General features: G+C 64.2%; 23 protein-coding genes. 15 read left to right on the top strand and 8 right to left on the bottom strand.

Annotated features, from left to right (window positions below):
* Positions 1-156 precede the first annotated feature (156 nt).
* Positions 157-1,053: a DMT family transporter gene (locus OKQ63_RS00765; protein ID WP_264212092.1), complete on the bottom strand. Its 897-nt coding sequence runs from the start codon at positions 1,051-1,053 to the stop codon at positions 157-159.
* An 86-nt stretch (positions 1,054-1,139) separates the two neighbouring features.
* Between OKQ63_RS00765 and OKQ63_RS00760 the strand changes: the two genes are divergently transcribed.
* The gene (locus OKQ63_RS00760) at positions 1,140-1,484 is read left to right on the top strand and encodes an ArsR/SmtB family transcription factor (protein ID WP_264212091.1); all 345 of its coding nucleotides are present in this window, start codon (positions 1,140-1,142) and stop codon (positions 1,482-1,484) included.
* On the opposite strand, the gene OKQ63_RS00755 is transcribed toward OKQ63_RS00760, so the two are convergent.
* The 3 genes from OKQ63_RS00755 to OKQ63_RS00745 all read right to left on the bottom strand — a co-directional run bounded on the left by OKQ63_RS00755 (position 1,481) and on the right by OKQ63_RS00745 (position 3,756).
* The gene (locus tag OKQ63_RS00755) at positions 1,481-1,891 is read right to left on the bottom strand and encodes a universal stress protein (protein ID WP_264212090.1); all 411 of its coding nucleotides are present in this window, start codon (positions 1,889-1,891) and stop codon (positions 1,481-1,483) included. The two genes, OKQ63_RS00760 and OKQ63_RS00755, sit on opposite strands and share 4 nt — an antisense overlap.
* A 93-nt stretch (positions 1,892-1,984) precedes the next feature.
* A complete protein-coding gene (locus tag OKQ63_RS00750; protein ID WP_264212089.1) occupies positions 1,985-2,881 on the bottom strand; it encodes a DMT family transporter in 897 nt (298 codons plus the stop codon).
* Positions 2,878-3,756, bottom strand: a complete 879-nt coding sequence (locus tag OKQ63_RS00745) for a LysR family transcriptional regulator (RefSeq protein ID WP_264212088.1) — start codon at positions 3,754-3,756, stop codon at positions 2,878-2,880. The genes OKQ63_RS00750 and OKQ63_RS00745 overlap by 4 nt, the downstream gene beginning before the upstream one ends.
* 125 nt (positions 3,757-3,881) lie before the next feature.
* Here OKQ63_RS00745 and OKQ63_RS00740 point away from each other — a divergent pair, with 125 nt between their 5' ends.
* Complete coding sequence (locus OKQ63_RS00740; protein WP_264212087.1) at positions 3,882-4,463, top strand: FMN-dependent NADH-azoreductase; 582 nt, start codon at positions 3,882-3,884, stop codon at positions 4,461-4,463.
* 122 nt (positions 4,464-4,585) lie between these two features.
* On the top strand, positions 4,586-5,338 hold the full coding sequence (locus OKQ63_RS00735; protein ID WP_264212086.1) for an aspartate/glutamate racemase family protein: 753 nt from the start codon (positions 4,586-4,588) through the stop codon (positions 5,336-5,338).
* Here OKQ63_RS00735 and OKQ63_RS00730 read toward each other — a convergent pair.
* Together OKQ63_RS00730 and OKQ63_RS00725 are read right to left on the bottom strand one after the other, a co-directional pair.
* Positions 5,335-5,862 (bottom strand): prolyl-tRNA synthetase associated domain-containing protein, encoded by a 528-nt coding sequence (locus OKQ63_RS00730; protein ID WP_264212085.1) that lies wholly within the window; start codon positions 5,860-5,862, stop codon positions 5,335-5,337. The two genes, OKQ63_RS00735 and OKQ63_RS00730, sit on opposite strands and share 4 nt — an antisense overlap.
* Before the next feature lie 142 nt (positions 5,863-6,004).
* Positions 6,005-7,912 carry an elongation factor G gene (locus tag OKQ63_RS00725; protein WP_264212084.1) on the bottom strand — a complete coding sequence of 636 codons (1,908 nt, stop codon included), beginning with the start codon at positions 7,910-7,912 and terminating at the stop codon, positions 6,005-6,007.
* Between the two features lie 606 nt (positions 7,913-8,518).
* On the opposite strand from OKQ63_RS00725, the gene ffh reads away from it, so the two are divergent.
* From ffh to OKQ63_RS00675, 10 genes are all read left to right on the top strand, one after another.
* Positions 8,519-10,042, top strand: coding sequence for a signal recognition particle protein (gene ffh, locus OKQ63_RS00720; RefSeq protein WP_264212083.1), 1,524 nt, complete (start codon positions 8,519-8,521; stop codon positions 10,040-10,042).
* 3 nt (positions 10,043-10,045) lie between these two features.
* Positions 10,046-10,597, top strand: a complete 552-nt coding sequence (locus tag OKQ63_RS00715) for a GNAT family N-acetyltransferase (protein WP_264212082.1) — start codon at positions 10,046-10,048, stop codon at positions 10,595-10,597.
* Between the two features lie 146 nt (positions 10,598-10,743).
* Positions 10,744-11,310, top strand: a complete 567-nt coding sequence (locus OKQ63_RS00710; RefSeq protein WP_264212081.1) for a GNAT family N-acetyltransferase — start codon at positions 10,744-10,746, stop codon at positions 11,308-11,310.
* A 61-nt stretch (positions 11,311-11,371) separates the two neighbouring features.
* Entirely contained in the window at positions 11,372-11,974 is a 603-nt protein-coding gene (locus OKQ63_RS00705) for a GNAT family N-acetyltransferase (protein WP_264212080.1), read from the top strand.
* Positions 11,975-12,100: 126 nt separating this feature from the next.
* The gene (locus OKQ63_RS00700) at positions 12,101-12,409 is read left to right on the top strand and encodes a chorismate mutase (RefSeq protein ID WP_264212079.1); all 309 of its coding nucleotides are present in this window, start codon (positions 12,101-12,103) and stop codon (positions 12,407-12,409) included.
* A 60-nt stretch (positions 12,410-12,469) separates the two neighbouring features.
* Positions 12,470-12,838 carry a 30S ribosomal protein S16 gene (gene rpsP / locus OKQ63_RS00695; protein ID WP_264212078.1) on the top strand — a complete coding sequence of 123 codons (369 nt, stop codon included), beginning with the start codon at positions 12,470-12,472 and terminating at the stop codon, positions 12,836-12,838.
* Between the two features lie 58 nt (positions 12,839-12,896).
* A complete protein-coding gene (gene bluB, locus OKQ63_RS00690; protein ID WP_264213855.1) occupies positions 12,897-13,481 on the top strand; it encodes a 5,6-dimethylbenzimidazole synthase in 585 nt (194 codons plus the stop codon).
* A gap of 153 nt (positions 13,482-13,634) precedes the next feature.
* Entirely contained in the window at positions 13,635-14,138 is a 504-nt protein-coding gene (gene rimM, locus OKQ63_RS00685) for a ribosome maturation factor RimM (protein WP_264212077.1), read from the top strand.
* Positions 14,139-14,271: 133 nt separating this feature from the next.
* Positions 14,272-15,078: a tRNA (guanosine(37)-N1)-methyltransferase TrmD gene (gene trmD / locus OKQ63_RS00680; protein ID WP_264212076.1), complete on the top strand. Its 807-nt coding sequence runs from the start codon at positions 14,272-14,274 to the stop codon at positions 15,076-15,078.
* 123 nt (positions 15,079-15,201) lie between these two features.
* Complete coding sequence (locus OKQ63_RS00675; RefSeq protein WP_264212075.1) at positions 15,202-15,537, top strand: YegP family protein; 336 nt, start codon at positions 15,202-15,204, stop codon at positions 15,535-15,537.
* Positions 15,538-15,636: 99 nt separating this feature from the next.
* Here OKQ63_RS00675 and OKQ63_RS00670 read toward each other — a convergent pair whose 3' ends face one another.
* The gene (locus OKQ63_RS00670) at positions 15,637-16,140 is read right to left on the bottom strand and encodes a hypothetical protein (protein WP_264212074.1); all 504 of its coding nucleotides are present in this window, start codon (positions 16,138-16,140) and stop codon (positions 15,637-15,639) included.
* Entirely contained in the window at positions 16,134-16,523 is a 390-nt protein-coding gene (locus tag OKQ63_RS00665) for a hypothetical protein (RefSeq protein WP_264212073.1), read from the bottom strand. Before OKQ63_RS00665 ends, OKQ63_RS00670 begins: the two co-directional genes overlap by 7 nt.
* A gap of 353 nt (positions 16,524-16,876) precedes the next feature.
* On the opposite strand from OKQ63_RS00665, the gene rplS reads away from it, so the two are divergent.
* Both rplS and rpmE read left to right on the top strand, forming a co-directional pair.
* Positions 16,877-17,251: a 50S ribosomal protein L19 gene (gene rplS / locus OKQ63_RS00660; RefSeq protein ID WP_264212072.1), complete on the top strand. Its 375-nt coding sequence runs from the start codon at positions 16,877-16,879 to the stop codon at positions 17,249-17,251.
* 11 nt (positions 17,252-17,262) lie between these two features.
* Positions 17,263-17,484 carry a 50S ribosomal protein L31 gene (rpmE, locus tag OKQ63_RS00655; protein WP_027257237.1) on the top strand — a complete coding sequence of 74 codons (222 nt, stop codon included), beginning with the start codon at positions 17,263-17,265 and terminating at the stop codon, positions 17,482-17,484.
* Positions 17,485-17,590: the final 106 nt, after the last annotated feature.

The following is a 17,590-nucleotide window of genomic DNA, read 5'->3' as shown; positions in this document are numbered from 1 at the left end:
GCTTAGGAGTCAATTGCCAGGAATGCAGCCCGAAACTTTCACTAAGACGTTGAAAATAATACGATAAAACTGAAACACCTGCCGCCGCGCCAATCTTTCGCGCGGCCCGTTAGCGGCAGAAGCAGGCGGAATCCATATTCAACCAAAAGGTTGATCTTAGCGGACCGGCCGCTTTGCCGCCCCCCAGCGCACGATCCGTCCGTCGATCAGCAAGAGCCCCAGCAGGATCGCCGTCATGCCCCACAGGTGTTCCGCCAGCAGCTGCTCCTCCAGAACATAGGTGCCCAGGAATAGCGCCGAGACCGGCGCGATCAGCGTCGGCAGGGTGATATTGGTCGGCCCCACCTTGGGCAGCACCCAGTAAAAGGCGATGAAGGCCGCCGAGGTCAGCACAAAGCCGATCACGAACAGGGAGGCCCAGGTCTCCATCCGAGTCACATGCGGCAGGCCTTCGCTCCAGACCGCCAGCGGCGCAATCGCGGCGGTCGCCCCGGTCAGCGCAATCGCCACCAGCACCACCGGCTCCATATCCCGGAAGCTGCGCGCAAAGTTGACCGAGAAGGCATAACACAAGGGCGCGCACAGGGTGATCAGCACGGCCCAGGCCTCGGAGGACTGGCCGCCCTGCAACAGCGGCAGCGACAGCAGCACGATCCCGAGGAAGCCGCACAGCACCCCCAGCGACTTCAGCAGCGTCGCCCGCTCGCCGCTTGGCCAGAAATGCGAGACCACCACCGCCATTGCCGGGGTGGTGGCATTGACGATCCCGGCCACGCCGCTGGCAATATGCTGCTGGCCCAGCGCGTAAAAGGCAAAGGGGCCGGCATAGCTGAGAACACCGAAGCCGAACAAACCCAGCCAGCGCCCAGCGCCCGCAGGCACTCGTTTGCGGGCCGCCAGCACATAGATCCAGCAGCCCAGCGCGCCAAACCCCACCCGCCCCATCGAGACCGACAGCGGCCCCAGCTCGCGCAGCAGGATGGCGTTGAACATGAACGACATGCCCCAGCCGATGCCGAGAATGAAAATCACCAGCCAGTATTTCAATGCCATGCCATCAATCCCCGCGTGCAAAGAGCGCCACCATGACGGCTCAGGACAGATTGTCAAACCCGCAGGCTGTGGATAGGAGTGAAGGCATGAGCGATCCCCTCGACACCGTCTTTGCAGCCCTGGCCGACCCGACCCGCCGGGCGATCCTCACCATGCTGCTGGAGGACGACATGGCGGTGACCGATGTGGCGGAGCCGTTCGAGATGTCGCTGGCGGCGATTTCCAAGCATCTGACGATCCTGACCCGCGCCGGGCTGATCGCGCAGGAAAAGCGCGGCCGGGTCAAATGGTGCAAGCTGCAGCCCGATGCGATGCGCAGCGCATCCGTCTGGATGCAGGGTTTCGGCCAGTTCGAGCCGGTCAACCTGGATGCCTTCGAACGCTTCCTCGAAGCGGAGCTCAACGCCGAAGACACTCAGGCCGGCAGCTAGCGGACCACAAACACCGACGCTTCGGAATGCAGCACCAGATGGCTGGCATGGGACGAGAACACATAGTCCAGGATTCCGGGCATATGAGTGCCCATCACCACCAAGTCGACTTCCAGCTCTTTCGCGGTCCGGGGCAGGATGGAGTCGATCTCTGCCCCGACATCCACGGAATAGATCGGCAGCCCCTCGACCCGTGCACCGGTCTGCTCTGCCATCTTGCTCGCCAGAGCGGCCAGCTCATCGCCGGACGGCCCCACGGTATGGGCTCCGTGAATCTGCTGGTCGGTCACATGCACCAGCGTCACGCGCGAGCCGTGGTTCTTGGCGAAATCCGCCGCCACATCCATTGCTTTCACAACCGTTGGGGGCAAGTGCAGGTCGACGGGCACCATGATGTGATGAAACATATCTCCCTCCTTTTCCTGACGCGTCCCTCAGGACCAGTATAACGGAAAACAAGGGATTATTGTTGACTTGCCGCAAGCCCCCAGGGGCGGCGCTCAGGCGCGCACCGTCTTGGCATCTCCTTCCAGCAGCATCACCAGCGCCACAACCGACATCGCCACGCCGATCAGCACCATGCCCGGCGGGGCGCCGCGGCCCAGCGCGATCTCCCACAGGATCACCCAGCTGGGGGTGAGGTAGGTATAGGCCATCACTTTGGCCGAGGGCAGCCGCATCGCCGCGTATTGCAGCAGCACAAAGGTGGCAGAGCTGGCACAGACCGCCAGGTAGAACAGCCCGATCCAGACGATGCCGGGCAGCTGGGCCCAATCGGTGGCCTGGATGTCCCGCCAGCCAAACACGGCCAGCAGCGCGCCGCCCGCCAGCAGCATTCCGAAGGTAAACACCACCGCCGGCTCGCCGCGGTTCAGTTTGCGCACCATCGGCGTATAGATGGCGTGCAGCACGCAGCCCCAGAAATAGATGATCTCGCCCTGGCCGATCTCAAACGCTGCCAGCGCACCCAAATCGCCGCGCACGATAACCCACATGGCGCCGCCCGCACCAATCGCCAGCGCCAGCGCCATCCAGACCGAGGTCACCTGCCGCAGCAGCAGCCAGCCGAACAGCGCGCTCATCACCGGCACCAGCGTAAACACCGCCGCAGCACTCACCGGCGCCGCCGTCTGCAGCCCGTAGAACATCAGCACGAAATAACCGCCGAACAGCCCGCCCAGCACCGCAAACCGCCAGGGCGCCCGGAAATGCGCCCGCTGCAGCCCGGTGGTGGCCATCGCCGCCACACCAATGACCACGGCGGCAATGCCAAAGCGTGCCGCATTCAGCGCCGCGGGCGCGATCTCGTTCGCCACCATCACGCCCAGCGAGAACGAACCCGCCACCAGTGCCGAAAACATCAGCATCGCCAGATGCCCGCGCAGTGCCTCGCTCACAGCTGCCAATCCTTCACCTGCTCCTTCAGGAACTTCAGGAAGGCCTGCACCTTGGTCGTGCGGTGCAAATCCACATGAGTGACCAGCCACAGGGTCCCTTCCCAATCCTCCTGCGGCGGCATCATCTCCACCAGATCCGGCTGCTGCCGCGCCTCCCAGGCCGCCATGAAGCCGATCCCCGCACCGCTTTGCACCGCCGCCTTCAGGGTAAAGCCGTCGGTACAGCGGAAAGCGATCGCCTCCGCCGGGGCATTGGCCCGCAGCCAGCGCGAATACGGCGCCCGGCTGGCCTCATCGTCCTGGCCGACAAACCGGTGGTTGGGAATATCCTCCAGCCCTTTCAGCGGCCCGTATTTCTCGGCATAGGACTTGGCGGCGTAAAGCCCGATCTGCTGCTTCATGAAAGGCTGCACCACGTTGTCGGGCTGATCCGGCGCATTGCCCGCGCGGACCGCCACATGCGCCTCGCCGTATTCCAGCCGGAACAGCCGGTCGCCGGTCAGGTAGCGGATGATCAGCCCAGGATGCATGTCCTGGAATTCCCGCAGCGCCGGCACCATCATCGGCGCAAAAGACGCCAGCGAGGTCACCACCAGCTCCCCCGAGACGTCGTCCCCCTGGCCCTTGAGCCGCCCGACCAGCTGGCTGAACTGATCATCCGTGGCCTGCGCCACCCGCAGCAGGTCCTGCCCGGATTCCGTCGGGGTATAGCCGCGGGCGTGGCGCTGGAACAGCTTCACTCCCAGCCGCGCCTCGATCGCGTCGATGTGGCGGATCACGGTGGCATGATGCACCCCCAGCACTTCCGCCGCGCCGCTGACCGTGCCCATGCGGGCGACCTGATACGCAGTACGGACTTCATCCCAATTGTCCATGGCAGCCTCCTTGCCAGCCGGAGTCGCAATGCGCACAGATGCACAACTCATGTGAATTAAGCGGCGTTGCGTTCGAATTTGCAATACCCCAAATTCGTGACAGCAACAAGCACAGGAACACGAAAATGACCCGCACAGTTCTCCATATCGACTCCTCCGCCCGCACTGAGGGCTCTGTCACCCGCGACCTCTCGGCCCGGATCGTCCGCCGCCTTGGCGCCGGGCAAGTGATCCGCCGCGACCTGGCCGCGCCGCTGCCGCTGCTGGACGGCGCCTGGGTGGGGGCCAACTTCACCCCGGCGGACCAGCGCAGCGAGGAGCAGAAACAGCTGCTCGCCCTCTCCGACTCGCTGGTCGAGGAGCTGAAGCAGGCCGATACCATCGTGATCGGTTCGCCGGTCTACAACTTCTCGGTGCCCTCCACGCTGAAAGCCTGGGTCGACCTGGTGGCTCGTGTCGGCATGACTTTCCAGTACCGTGAAACCGGCCCCGTCGGCCTCTTGGAAGGCAAGCGCGCCATCATCGTCATGGCCTCGGGCGGCACCCAGGCCGGCTCCGACATCGACTTTGCCACCACCTATCTGCGCCACGTGCTGGGCTTCATCGGCATCACCGACGTTGAGGTCGTCGCCGCCGACGCCATGTCTATCGACGCCGACGGCGCCCTCGCCAAGGCGAAAGGCCAGATCGAGGCACTGGCCGCCTGATCCCCGGCGTCCCGGCAATGCCGCCAGCCCTCCCCCGGAGAGCTGGCGGCATTTTTGCGTTTGGCAGTCTCCCGCTGCCGTGCCAGTCTGCCTGCATCAGCTTTTCAGGGGCGGGTCATTTGATGAAGAAGATCGGCATTCTCGGCGGTGTCGGCTGGGCCTCCACCATCGACTACTACCGCGCCATCTGCGAAGGCGCCGGGCGGTTCTTTGCGGAGCGCGGCGCGGGCTCTCCGCTGCCGGTTCCGCCGATCACCATCGAATCCGTGGTGCAGGCCCAGACACGTGCTTTGCGCGGCCGCCCCGGTGACGAGGCCAGTTGGGCCGCCTTCGACGCCATCTTCCGCGATGCCATGCTGACGCTGGAACGGGCGGGCTGCGACTTTGCCATCATCGCCTCCAATACCCCGCATGCCCGGCTGCACGCGATCCGCGACGGGGTGATGATGCCGGTCCTCAGCATTTTCGACGCCACCGCCCAGGCTACCGCGGCAACCGGGGCCACCCAGGCGCTGGTGCTCGGCACCGCCGTCACCATGCAGGCCCGCAATTATGCCAATGTTCTTGCCGGACACGGAGTCAGCGCAAATGCCCCCCTGCCGGAGGCCGAAATTGCCGAAATGCAGGCCATGATCGACGAGGACTTTTATGGCGGCGCCTCTGCCGCCGCGCGGAACCGCCTGCTGCGGTTCTGCGCCAAACATGCCCGGCCCGGCACCGCCATCCTGCTGGCCTGCACCGAACTGCCGCTGGCCTTCCCCGATCACATTGACGACGTCAGTTTCGAGGCCGACGGCTTCCTGTTCGTGAACTCCTCCGCCGCCCATGTGGCTGCGGCGCTGGATCTGGCGCTGGAGCAGGAAAAGGCAGGTTAGACCCAGCGCACGTCAACGCCGATGCGCGCAAGGAACGCCATCACATCATTGCGTTTCATTGCCACCGTGCGGTCATTGACCAGCGGGTGCATGTAGATCACGTCGGCCTCTTGCGCCTGCGCGTCCATATAGAAAATGACGCCTTTCTCCGCCCCGGTGATCATCGCCAGCGGGCTGACCGCACCGGGCCGGATGCCGAGGTTCTCCAGCAGCCGGTCGGCTGAGCCGAACGACAGGTTGCCCGCCCCCAGCTCTGCGCCCAGGCCTTTCAGGTCGATCTCGCGGTCCTGCTGCAGCGTCACCAGGTAGTTCCGCTTCTTCTTGTCGCGCAGGTACAGGTTCTTCAGCCGCAGCGCGTTCTCGCCCGGCACCATGAACTGCTCCTCGACACCCTTGGCATCTTCCACCGTGCGCAGCGGCACATGCTCGTGCAGCACATACGCCAGCCCCCAGTCATCCAGCTGCTTCAGCAGCGCGTCCGAGGAGACAGGCAGGCTGTCCTGATAGGCCGAGGAGGCATCCATGGTCTTACTCCGCAAGTCAGTGTCGAATTGCTGCGCAGATCACGCAAATTGGCGGCGGGGCGCAAGAGGTGTTCCGCCCCCTGCGCCCCGTTTTGCGCCATAGCACCGCTGGGCGGGCGCTTCCACCCGCCGCCCCGTCGCATCACGCCTCGGCGAAATCGGCCCGCCGGGCCTCCTCATAGTGGTCGAAATCGGTGCTGAACCAGCCGGTGCCGCGGGTGGCGCTGGCCAATGTGTTGCACAGATCATCCTGCGCCGACATCGGCAGCAGTGTTTCGAACACATCCCAGCCGGCGACGCCGTCTTCGGCCTCGAAGCCCAGGATCTGGCCTTTCATGCCGCTCACCACCGGCACCAGCCCGCCGGTGAACACCGACGGCACATGGATATGCACCCGCATGATCGGCTGCAAAAGCACCGCTCCGGCCTCCGCAAGCGCTTCCCGGACCGCATTCTTGCCCGCGGTGCGGAAGGCATAGTCGGAACTGTCGACCGAATGATGCTTGCCATCCTTCAGTATCACGCAGATATCCACCACCGGATGGCCGTTCAGCCCCTGCGCCAGCGCCTCGCGCGCGCCCGCCTCTACCGAGGGGATGTAGTTCTTGGGCACAGCGCCGCCCTTCACCGTTTCCTCGAACACAAAACCGCTGCCGCGCGGCAAGGGCTTCACCTCGATCACCACATCGGCAAACTGCCCGGCGCCGCCGGACTGCTTGCGGTGCCGGTGATGCACCTGCACAGATTTCTTGATGGTCTCGCGCAAGGCCGGCGGCACCGGCCCCTCCTCCACTTCGACGCCGAACTCGTCTTTCAAGGCCTGCTTGATACGGCGCATGTGCAGCGGGCCCTGCAGGTTCAGCAGCACATGGCCGCTGGCCTCATCCTGTCCCAGCACCAGCGCCGGGTCGATTTCCGCCAGCCGCTCCAGCGCCCCGGAAAGCCGGGCATCGTCACGCTCGTTCACCGGGGTAATCACCCGCCGGAAGGTCGAGGGCCGCGGCTGCGCCCAGTCCGGCAGCGGCGCCGCGCCATCCGGCCCGTAGGCAAAGCCCAGATTCAAATGATCTGATTTCACCGCCTGCCCCATGTCGCCCGGAGACAGTCTGGCATGTGCCGCCGACCCGACGCCAGTCAGCGATCCAAGCGCAGCGCCGCCAACCGGAGCGCCATTGCCGACACTGCCATCCATCGCCCGCACCACCACGGTCTTGCCCAGATGCTTGACCAGATCGGCCATGCAGCCGACCGCGACCACCTTGCCATCTTGCGACAGCCGCTCCAGCGCCACGCCTACATCCGGCGCTTCATGGCGCAGCGACTTCATCAGCCGCAGGATGCCGTTCTTGTGTTCGGCAGAGCCCATCAGCGCCGGAATCAGGTCATTGTGCTGCAGCACCTTGGTCGCCACGTCATAGACCTCCTCCGGCATCACCTTCTGATCCTCGATCAGCTCTTCCAGCAGCGTGTCGTCAAAATCCGCCAGCGCCTCTAAGAGCTCGGTCCGCGCCTCCTGCTCGCGCGCATACATCGCCACCGGCAGCTCGATCAGCGCCGAGGGCTTGCCCTCCTGATACTGCCAGGCACGCTCCGAGATCAGATCCACAGCACCCACAACTTCACCGTCCTCGCGGATCGGCACCTGCCGCAGGATGATGTTGTGGCTGCAATAGGCCTGCAGCGCGGCAACGATTTCCGCCACCCTGTCCGCCGCCTGGTCCATGCGGTTGACAAAAATAAAGGCGGGAATGCCCGCCTCCTCCAGCTTGCGCAGATACGGCGCGCTGAGCACCGCAGCCCCGGCGTCAGCCGGCACGCAGAGGACGGCAGCGTCACTGGACGCCAGCGCCGGCCCCGCCTGCGCCAGGTTGTCGGCGCCGCCCGCGATGTCGATCGCAGCCCAGTCCTCGCCCATAAATGAAAAAGGCTGCAAAGCGGCGACGCCTGCAACCTCCTGCCTCTTGCCGGCGGCGCTGTCCAGATTGGCGAGCGCCGTGGCCAGCGTTGATTTGCCGGACTGCGACGGTCCCAGAATAGTGAAAACGCGCATGGTCTAAGATCCTCCCTTGGCTGATGCGGCTGCCCGCTGAGGACCGCGGACTCTAAGGTTCGCGTTGCAAGCCTGTGCTGAAGATCTGCCTCGGTGCTCATCCAAGCGGCCCGCACCGCTGAGTGGACGGCAACGGACCAGCCTTCCGATGTTGGCCAAGCCCACCCCTCCGAGTCAAGCGCGCAGACGGCTTAGCCGCGCTGACACGCCCTGGCTGACCGGGTTCATGCTCACCCTTCCCCCGGCTTTTGGCGGCGCCGGCCCAGGCATCTCAGCCAGGGCGGTGAACCAATCCCGCCCGGTGGTATCAGCGCCGACCGCCACCCGGTGGTTAAGGCCTGCGCCAACCGAGGCGGCCTGCAGCATCTGCCCGATGCAATAACCGCATGGCTGCCCGCCGGCCTCCCCGCAAAGGTTGACTCCGGCGGCCAATCGGCGTAACGCCTGCCCCAACATCCGGAAGAGCCCGAGTCTTCCGGTCCCTGCCCGTGCCAGGGATCGCCCCCCACCAGCGTGTTACGCCCGTGGGGGCATTTGCGCATGGATCGCTTGTCGCCTACATACGGGGACGCCACAACTGGAAACCGGCACAGGAGGCCGCAAGGCATGTTTGAAAATCTATCCGAACGCCTTTCCGGCGTCTTTGACCGGCTCACCAAGCAGGGCGCCCTGAACGAAGAAGACGTCAAATCCGCCCTGCGCGAGGTGCGCGTGGCGCTGCTGGAGGCCGACGTCTCGCTGCCGGTCGCGCGCGACTTCGTCAAGAAGGTGCAGGAACAGGCCACCGGCCAGGCGGTCACCAAATCGGTGACCCCGGGCCAGCAGGTGGTGAAGATCGTCCATGACGCGCTGGTCGACGTGCTGCGCGGCGACGAGGACCCCGGCAAGCTCAAGGTCGACAACCCGCCTGCCCCGGTCCTGATGGTCGGCCTGCAGGGTTCCGGTAAGACCACCACCACCGGCAAGCTCGCCAAGCGGCTGAAAGACAAAGAAGGTAAGAAGGTCCTGATGGCCTCGCTCGACGTCTACCGCCCGGCGGCAATGGACCAGCTGGCGGTGCTGGGTGCCCAGATCGGCGTCGATACCCTGCCGATCGTGCCCGGCCAGAAGCCCGTCGACATCGCCAAGCGCGCCAAGCAGCAGGCAACGCTGGGCGGCTATGACGTCTACATGCTCGACACCGCCGGCCGCCTGCACATCGACGAAGTGCTGATGCAGGAGGTCGAGGACGTCCGCAACGTGGTCTCCCCGCGCGAGACTCTGCTGGTGGTCGACGGCCTGACCGGCCAGGTCGCCGTTGAAGTGGCCGAGGAATTCGACGCCAAGATCGGCATCTCCGGCGTGGTCTTGACCCGGATGGACGGCGACGGCCGCGGCGGTGCGGCGCTGTCGATGCGCGCCGTCACCGGCAAGCCGATCCGCTTTGTCGGCCTGGGCGAGAAGATGGACGCGCTGGAGACCTTCGAGGCCGACCGCATCGCCGGACGCATCCTCGGCATGGGCGACATCGTGGCGCTGGTCGAAAAGGCCCAGGAAACCATCGAGGCCGAACAGGCCGAAAAGATGATGAAGCGCATGATGAAGGGTCAGTTCAACATGAACGACCTGAAGATGCAGCTTGAACAGATGATCCAGATGGGCGGCATGGAGGGCATGATGCAGATGATGCCCGGCATGGGAAAAATGGCCAAGCAGGTGCAGGACGCGGGCATGGACGACAAGGTGCTGAAGCGCCAGATCGCCATGATCCAGTCGATGACCAAGAAGGAACGCGCCAACCCCGCCCTGCTGCAGGCCTCGCGCAAGAAACGCATCGCGGCCGGCTCCGGCATGGAAGTCAGCGACCTCAACAAGCTTCTGAAGATGCACCGGCAGATGGCCGATGTGATGAAGAAGATGGGCAAGATGGGCAAAGGCAAAATGCTGAAGCAGGCCATGAAGGGCATGTTCGGCAAAGGCGGCGGCATGCCCGGCATGGACGGCATGGATCCCTCGCAAATGGACCCCAAGGCGCTGGAAGCGGCGGCCAAGGCAATGGGCGGCGGCAAGGGCCTGCCCGGCGGCCTCCCCGGCCTCGGCGGCGGCATGGGCCTGCCCGCGGGCCTCAGCGGTTTCGGCAAGAAGAAGTAAGCCATGCAGCTCCCCGCCATCCCTCAGCTGGAAACCGAACGCCTGGTCCTGCGCGGACCGGAGGCGGCGGATTTCGGGCCGGTGGCAGCGTTCTTCGCCGATGAAGCGCGCTCCTGGGGGTTTGGCGGGCCGATGGACCGCAACGAAGCTTGGCGCTGGTTCACCATGTCGGTGGGCCATTGGGCGATGCGCGGCTTTGGCTTCTGGACCATCACCAGCAAAGACACTGGCGAGGCGCTCGGTATCACCGGCATCTGGCAGCCCGAAGGCTGGCCGGAGCCCGAGCTGGGCTGGGTGGCCTTCCCGGCAGGCGAAGGCCGCGGCATCATGGCCGAGGCTGCCCTGGCCGCCCGCACCCATGCCTATGAGGTGATGGGCCTGCCGGCCCTCTGCTCCAACATCTTCCCGGGCAATACCCGCTCGGTGGCGCTGGCCGAACGGCTGGGCGCGGTGTTCGAGAAAGACTTCGACAACCCCAAACACGGGCGTGAGCTGGTCTACCGCCACCCCGCGCCTGCCGCGCCCTGCGACGGCGGGATGGAGGCCTACGCATGAGCCTCCGTCAAATCTGCGCGAACCACGCCCACCCGGCACTGGCAGCGGCCTGTTTAACCGAATATTACGCAGTCTCCCCGATACTCCTTCACCGGATGGGTGAAATTCATGCCGGGCGGCCCGCCGCCCGGTCAGAGGGGTATAAGATGACTGACGTGCAAAAGCCGTATCCGAGGCTTGTTTCCAATCGGCTTATGCTGATTTCTCCGGCCGATCCGGAGTTTGACGCCAATGCGGCGTTCCTGAACCCGGGCGCACCGCGCTTTATCGACGCGGCGGACGATCCGGATTCGCTGTGGTGGTCGATTGCCACCATCATCGGCCATTGGCGGCTGCACGGCTACGGCCTGTTTGCGGTGGTCGAGCGCAGCAGCGGCTTGACCGTTGGCCTGGTTGGCCCCTGGTTTCCCAAGGGCTGGCCGGAACCGGAATTGTCCTGGCACCTGATGGAACCAGGAGAGGGCAAGGGCTATGCCAGCGAAGCCGCACAATGCGTTCTCGACTGGCTGTTCGCCGACGCCGGCTGGGACAGCATCGTTTCCTACGTGCCCGAGGAAAACGATGCTTCCATCGCGCTGGCCCGCCGCGTCGGCGCCCGGCCGGAAAAGCCGGTCTCTTTCCGCCTGCAGCCTGCGCCCAATATCCGCGCCTGGCGCCACATCCCGCCGGCCCGCGTGTCCGGCCCGCAAGCCGCCCGGGGCCTGCTGCACTGATGCGCCTTCCCGGGATCATATCCTGGCGCCGCCGCGCCCTTCCGCTGGAAGGAGCGCGCTGATGCCGTTCGACATCCCGGTGATCGAAACAGAACGCCTGATCCTGCGCGGCCCCGCGCCGCAGGACTACCCGGACTTCAAGGCCACCTTCAGTTCCTACCGCTCACGTTTCATGGGCGGGCCGCTGAACACCTACGAGGCCTGGATGCTCTATGCCGCCGAGATCGGCCACTGGCAGATCCGCGGCTTCGGCATGTGGATGATCCACGACAAGGCGACCGAAGAGACCTACGGCATGGCCGGAGGCTGGCAGCCCGCAGGCTGGCCCGAACGCGAGATCGCCTGGATCATCTGGCCCGGTGCCGCGGGCAAGGGCTATGCGCTGGAGGCCGTACAGGCCGCACGCGGACATTTTTATTCAAATCTGGGCTGGAAGACCGCGGTCAGCTATATCGACCCGAAGAACCTCGACTCGATCCGGCTTGCGGAACGGCTGGGCGCCCGGAAGGATCCTGAGGCCGCCACCATCGACGGCAATGATGCGGTCTACCGCCACCCCGTGCCGGACGCCCTGAAGGACAGCCCGATTGCGCATGGCATCGACATGGAAATCGCCCATTACGCCGACCCTCTTTTCAAGCCGGAGGGCTGGGCTCTTGACTGAAGTGCTGACTGCTCTGCGCCTGGCAACGCTTGTGCTGCGCCGCAGCGGTGCACACATGGTGCACGGCCGGTGCACGCATGGCACCCCCTCGCTGACACCCCCGCCTGCTGCTTTGCGGAGAACCCGATGACGACCGAAAGCCAAGATCCCGCCGCCCGCGCAGCCCAGCTGCTGAAGGGCCACCGCGAAAGCATCGACCGCCTGGATGCGATTCTCGTCTATACTCTGGGCGAGCGGTTCAAACACACCCAGGCGGTGGGCCGGCTCAAGGCCGAACACGACCTTCCCCCGTCCGATCCCACCCGCGAAGCGGCGCAGATCGCACGGCTCGAAGACCTGGCGGAACAGGCCGATCTGGACCCTGAGTTCGCCAAGGCTTTTTTGAACTTCATCATCGATGAAGTCATCCGCCACCACAAGAAACACCAAGAATAACAAAGACAACAGGAACAACGGGGGCATACCCCGGACAACGCCATCAAAGGAGATGTACCCATGGCAATGAAAATCCGTTTGGCCCGCGGCGGCTCTAAAAAGCGTCCTTTCTACCGCATCGTGGCTGCTGACAGCCGCATGCCGCGCGACGGCCGCTTCATCGAGAAGCTGGGCACCTACAACCCGCTGCTGCCGAAAGACTCGGAAGAGCGCGTGAAAATGGACATGGAGCGCGTGCAGCACTGGCTCGACCAGGGCGCGCAGCCGACCGACCGCATCGCCCGCATGCTGGAAGCCGCCGGCGTCCGTGAAAAGGCCGCGCGCAGCAACCCGAACAAGGGCACCCCGGGCAAGAAAGCCCAAGCGCGCACCGAAGAGAAAGCTGCGAAGGCTGCTGAAGCCGCCGAAGCAGCTGCAGACGCGGAATAATTCCGTGGAGCTGCGGGGCGCTTTTCCCGAGGAGTTCCGCGGCCAGCTTGATCTGCTGATGCGGCTCCGGCGCGACGTGCGCCGGTTCCGCAGCGATCCGGTGGAAGAGGCAGTGCTGATGCGCTGCCTCTCTGCCATTCCGCTTGCCCCATCGGTGGGCCTGAGCGAACCCTGGCGCATCCTGCGGGTGGACAGCGCTGCCGCCCGCGCCGCTGCGCTGAAGAATTTTGAAGCCACCAATGCCGAGGCATTGTCCGGCTACACCGGCGAGCGCGCCACCCGCTATGCCGGGCTGAAGCTGTCCGGCATGCGCGATGCCCCGGTGCAGCTCGCCATCTACTGCGATGACGAAACCGCCCAGGGCCACGGCCTTGGCGCGGCCACCATGCCGGAAATGCGCCGTTATTCGGTCGTCACTGCAATTACCCTGTTCTGGCTTGCCCTGCGGGCCGAAGGGCTGGGACTGGGCTGGGTATCGGTCTTGGATCCTGAGCAGCTGAACCAAGACCTGAACGCACCCGAAGGCTGGCAGCTCATCGGCTATTTCTGCATTGGCTACCCGGAGCGGCACTCAGACACGCCGGAGCTGGAAGAAACCGGCTGGGAAAGCCGGATGGCCTGCCTGCCGCTTGAAACACGCTGAGACCCGGCATGGGACGGTTGATAAGGCTTGTGTTTTTTGTTGCAGTGGCCTTTACCGCGGGCATCTTTTTCGAACGCAACCACCAAACCGAACTCTGCGAACAATCCGGCGGCCACTGGCTGCGCGCGGGGTTCTGTGCAAAGGAATGACACCATGAGCGACCTGATCTGCGTGGGAGTGGTGGCCGGCGCCTTCGGCGTGCGCGGCGAGGTGCGGCTCAAGAGCTTCTGCGCCATCCCCGAAGAAATCGAGGACTATTCGCCGCTCAGCAACGAGGACGGCAGCAAGAGCTATTCGCTGACCCTGACCCGCCCGGTCAAAAACGGCTTTGCCGCCCTTCTGGGCGGGATCGACACCAAGGAACAGGCGGATGCCGTCAAGGGCCTGCGCCTGTTTGCCCGCCGCGACCAGCTGCCCAAGCTGCCGGATGATGAGTATTACCACACCGACCTGATCGGGCTGGAGGTCTATGACACCGGCGGCACTCTGCTGGGCACGGTCAAATCGGTCCAGAACCACGGTGCGTCGGACCTGCTGGAGATCCACGGGCCGGGGCTGAAGGCAACGGTGCTGCTGCCCTTTACCCTGGCCGCCGTGCCAACCGTCGATCTCGGCCAGGGACGCATCATTGCCGATCCGCCCGACGGGCTGTTCTGAAACGGGTCAAAGGGAGCTTTGAGCAAGAGGACGAGACCGGCATTGCCTCTTGCCTGCAATATCCCCGAACGCGAGGCGGGAGCTTCGCACAACTCTGCTTTCTTCGCAGCCCTCCATCGCCTATGACAACGCCATGACCGATACTCCCTCCCGCTCCCACGGCCGCAAGGCTATCCGCCCCACGCTGAAGCCGCGCGAACTGATGACCCCAACGCCGGAACTTGCAGGCGTGTGGAAGGCCAAGGTCATCACGCTGTTCCCCTCGGCCTTTCCCGGCGTGCTGGGGGAAAGCCTGACCGGAAAGGCGCTGCAGGAGGGGCTTTGGCAGCTGGAAACCACTGACTTGCGCGAATTTGGCGCGGGCAAGCACCGCAATGTTGACGATACCCCTGCGGGCGGCGGCGCCGGAATGGTGCTGCGGGCCGACGTTCTGGGCGAAGCGGTCGAACACACCATGGCCGGCGCCAAGGGGAACTGGCCGCTTATATACCTGTCGCCGCGCGGCAAGCGGATGGACCAGGAGATGATGCAGAATTTTGCCCAATGCGACGGAATCACCCTGCTGTGCGGAAGGTTTGAAGGCGTCGATGAGCGGGTCCTGGAACATTTCGCTTTCCAGGAGGTCTCCTTGGGGGATTTTGTCATGACCGGCGGCGAACTGGCCGCGCAGGCGCTGATAGATGCCACCGTACGGCTGATCCCCGGCGTTCTGGGCAACCAGGCCTCGGCCGAGGAGGAAAGCTTTTCCTCCGGGCTGCTGGAGCATCCGCAGTATACCCGCCCGGCCGAATGGAAAGACCGGGGAATCCCTGATGTGCTGATGTCCGGTCACCATGGCAAGATAGCTGAATGGCGGCACGCGATGAGCGAGGATATCACCAAAGCCCGCCGCCCTGACCTGTGGGAAGCATACTGCCGCAGGAAAGACAGCGGGCGCTGACCGGCAGCCCGGCCGCAGTTGTCCTCGCAAGCTTACAGTGCACCTGCCGCGCCAAAACATTGCCGGATGGCTTGAGCCATGCTTTAGTCCCCTCATCTACATCAAGAATTAGGAGCGCACAGGGTGGCTGGAAAATTCGAACTTTATACCGATAACGCAGGTGAATTCCGCTTCCGCCTGAAAGCAGGAAACGGCGAGAACATTCTGGCCAGTGAAGGCTACAAACAAAAGGCCAGCGCCGAGAACGGCATCGAGTCGGTCCGCAAGAACGCCGGCGACGATGCGCGCTATGAGCGCAAGGAAACTGCTGCGGGCAAGCACATGTTCAACCTGAAGGCCTCCAACGGCCAGGTAATCGGCACTTCGCAGAGCTACGCCAGCGCTTCCGGCCGCGATGGCGGCATCGAGTCGGTCAAGAAAAACGCCCCCGGCGCAGCCGTCGACGACCAGACTGGGTGAGTTTTCCGTTTTAACGGTCCAGCCGTGCGCTGCGCAAAAGGCGAGGTGTCCCATTTTTGGGACACCTGCAGACTGCGGAAAGGCCAAACCTCGAACTAGTCAGCAGCGGAACCGATTGCGGTCAAAAGCAAACTCCGCAGGTGCGTCGCACTTCGCCCTCTTGTACGGTATCTGCCCAGACGACAACCCGTAGGGATCGCCTGCCACCCTCGCCACGATGGACCGCTGCGACAACGCGAGAGACTGGCAAGCAAATGGGCCGCCGGTCTGCTTGGTCACCGGGTTGTAGCTGTTTGACGGGTGACGCCAGCAGACAGCCTTTTGCCCTGCAACGGTGTCCAGCTTCCACTCTTCAGGAACCCCGGCCGAGTTTCCGGGATACCACAGCCAAGCGCGCCCGTTTGCAGCGAGATAGTTGACCTGAAAGCCATGGGCGCCGGAAAAGCTCAAATAGGTCCAGCCGCCCTGCGGATAATCCGGGAACGCAATTCCGCGCGAGGCAACCTCAGTGACGGCCGAGGCAGGCGGCGGCGCACATCCGGTCAGAACCGGAACCACGCCGCACGCCAACGCCAGAAGGGCGGTTTTGGCTCCGCTCAGCACGCCAGATCCGTACGCCAGTATTTGAAGTCTGTGACCTTGCCCTGGATAGGCCTTAGATCGGCGGTTTCCGAATAGCCGCCAAGAAGAGCGAGAATTCCGGCCCCATAGGTGGCCTGACAACCGGTTGCCGCCTTGGCTGCCGCCTCCAGATCCAGTGGAGTATAGGAGAATCCAGACGCTGCCGGAGCGATGAATGCGAATGACTTGTCGCTGGAAACCGCAATTTCATACGGCCGTCCGCCGTGGGCCAGCGGCTGGCGGGTTTTCCAGATAGCCGCATTCGCCGCCTTCCGTGCCCGGACTTCCGCACTGTTGCCGCCACCTGTGGAACACGCAGAAAGCACAGCTGCCGCCGCAGCAATCGCAATGAAATGCCTAATCATCAAATTCTCCTGTCAATTGCACGAGCACCCCTGTCACACACGCTTGAGAACTGCAATCGACAGAACGCCGCGGGAGCTGGTCATTTCCGCACACCGTCCCTTGATTCACAGCCCATCCGGGCGTATTAAGCGCCGGTCTGGATTCGCATTTGCGGCTCCGGGCCGCTGGCTGTTGGATCACTCATCTGAAAATCTTCTTCGGTTTTCGCTTTGGACCCTGGCGCCAGCAGCAAGGAACAGACGGCGTGATCTCTGGCGGGCTGCCATTTGGCGGGACCCGGTGAAGACCAGGAGCTCTCATGACGGCACAAACCTCTGCGGCATGAACCGCAGGCAGATTTAGGAGAGTTGCGATGGACCTGATCGCACAGCTGGAAGCGGAACAGATCGCCGCCCTGGGGAAAGAGATCCCCGATTTCAAAGCCGGTGACACCATCCGTGTCGGCTATAAAGTGACCGAAGGCTCGCGTTCGCGCGTGCAGATGTACGAAGGCGTTTGCATCAGCCGCAAGAACGGTTCGGGCATTGCCGGCTCGTTCACCGTCCGCAAGATTTCGTTCGGCGAAGGCGTGGAGCGTGTGTTCCCGCTGTTCTCGACCAACATCGACAGCATCACCGTCGTGCGCCGCGGCCGCGTTCGCCGCGCCAAGCTGTACTACCTGCGCGCGCGCCGCGGCAAGTCGGCCCGTATCGCAGAAGATGCGAACTACAAGCCCAAGAAAGCCTGAGGAGCGGTATCATGAAAAAAGACACTCATCCCGAATACCACTTCATCGACGTCAAAATGACCGACGGCACCATCATCAAGATGCGCTCCACCTGGGGCAGCGAAGGTGATCAGCTGGCGCTGGACATCGACCCGACTGTGCACCCCGCATGGACCGGCGGCACCTCGCGCCTGATGGACGCCGGCGGCCGTGTTTCGAAGTTCAAGAAGAAATACGAAGGCCTGGGCTTCTAAGCCGCCTGCCGTATTTTGCCAAACTCCCGAAGGCTGCCCCGGACGGGCAGCCTTCTTTCTTTTCTCCTGACGCTGAGGCGGTATGCGCCTTGCGGGAAAGACAGCC

Origin of the sequence: Leisingera thetidis, from assembly GCF_025857195.1 — a bacterium.
GTDB classification, from domain to species: Bacteria; Pseudomonadota; Alphaproteobacteria; order Rhodobacterales; family Rhodobacteraceae; genus Leisingera; species Leisingera thetidis.
This window is presented reverse-complemented; position numbering and strand designations above follow the sequence as displayed.

Coding starts and splice junctions, on each gene's coding strand:
- OKQ63_RS00765 (WP_264212092.1), bottom strand. CDS start 1,053: ATGGCATTGAAATACTGGCTGGTGATTTTCATTCTCGGCATCGGCTGG.
- OKQ63_RS00760 (WP_264212091.1), top strand. CDS start 1,140: ATGAGCGATCCCCTCGACACCGTCTTTGCAGCCCTGGCCGACCCGACC.
- OKQ63_RS00755 (WP_264212090.1), bottom strand. CDS start 1,891: ATGTTTCATCACATCATGGTGCCCGTCGACCTGCACTTGCCCCCAACG.
- OKQ63_RS00745 (WP_264212088.1), bottom strand. CDS start 3,756: ATGGACAATTGGGATGAAGTCCGTACTGCGTATCAGGTCGCCCGCATG.
- OKQ63_RS00740 (WP_264212087.1), top strand. CDS start 3,882: ATGACCCGCACAGTTCTCCATATCGACTCCTCCGCCCGCACTGAGGGC.
- OKQ63_RS00735 (WP_264212086.1), top strand. CDS start 4,586: ATGAAGAAGATCGGCATTCTCGGCGGTGTCGGCTGGGCCTCCACCATC.
- OKQ63_RS00730 (WP_264212085.1), bottom strand. CDS start 5,862: ATGGATGCCTCCTCGGCCTATCAGGACAGCCTGCCTGTCTCCTCGGAC.
- OKQ63_RS00725 (WP_264212084.1), bottom strand. CDS start 7,912: ATGCGCGTTTTCACTATTCTGGGACCGTCGCAGTCCGGCAAATCAACG.
- ffh (WP_264212083.1), top strand. CDS start 8,519: ATGTTTGAAAATCTATCCGAACGCCTTTCCGGCGTCTTTGACCGGCTC.
- OKQ63_RS00715 (WP_264212082.1), top strand. CDS start 10,046: ATGCAGCTCCCCGCCATCCCTCAGCTGGAAACCGAACGCCTGGTCCTG.
- OKQ63_RS00710 (WP_264212081.1), top strand. CDS start 10,744: ATGACTGACGTGCAAAAGCCGTATCCGAGGCTTGTTTCCAATCGGCTT.
- OKQ63_RS00705 (WP_264212080.1), top strand. CDS start 11,372: ATGCCGTTCGACATCCCGGTGATCGAAACAGAACGCCTGATCCTGCGC.
- OKQ63_RS00700 (WP_264212079.1), top strand. CDS start 12,101: ATGACGACCGAAAGCCAAGATCCCGCCGCCCGCGCAGCCCAGCTGCTG.
- rpsP (WP_264212078.1), top strand. CDS start 12,470: ATGGCAATGAAAATCCGTTTGGCCCGCGGCGGCTCTAAAAAGCGTCCT.
- bluB (WP_264213855.1), top strand. CDS start 12,897: ATGCGGCTCCGGCGCGACGTGCGCCGGTTCCGCAGCGATCCGGTGGAA.
- rimM (WP_264212077.1), top strand. CDS start 13,635: ATGAGCGACCTGATCTGCGTGGGAGTGGTGGCCGGCGCCTTCGGCGTG.
- trmD (WP_264212076.1), top strand. CDS start 14,272: ATGACCGATACTCCCTCCCGCTCCCACGGCCGCAAGGCTATCCGCCCC.
- OKQ63_RS00665 (WP_264212073.1), bottom strand. CDS start 16,523: ATGATTAGGCATTTCATTGCGATTGCTGCGGCGGCAGCTGTGCTTTCT.
- rplS (WP_264212072.1), top strand. CDS start 16,877: ATGGACCTGATCGCACAGCTGGAAGCGGAACAGATCGCCGCCCTGGGG.
- rpmE (WP_027257237.1), top strand. CDS start 17,263: ATGAAAAAAGACACTCATCCCGAATACCACTTCATCGACGTCAAAATG.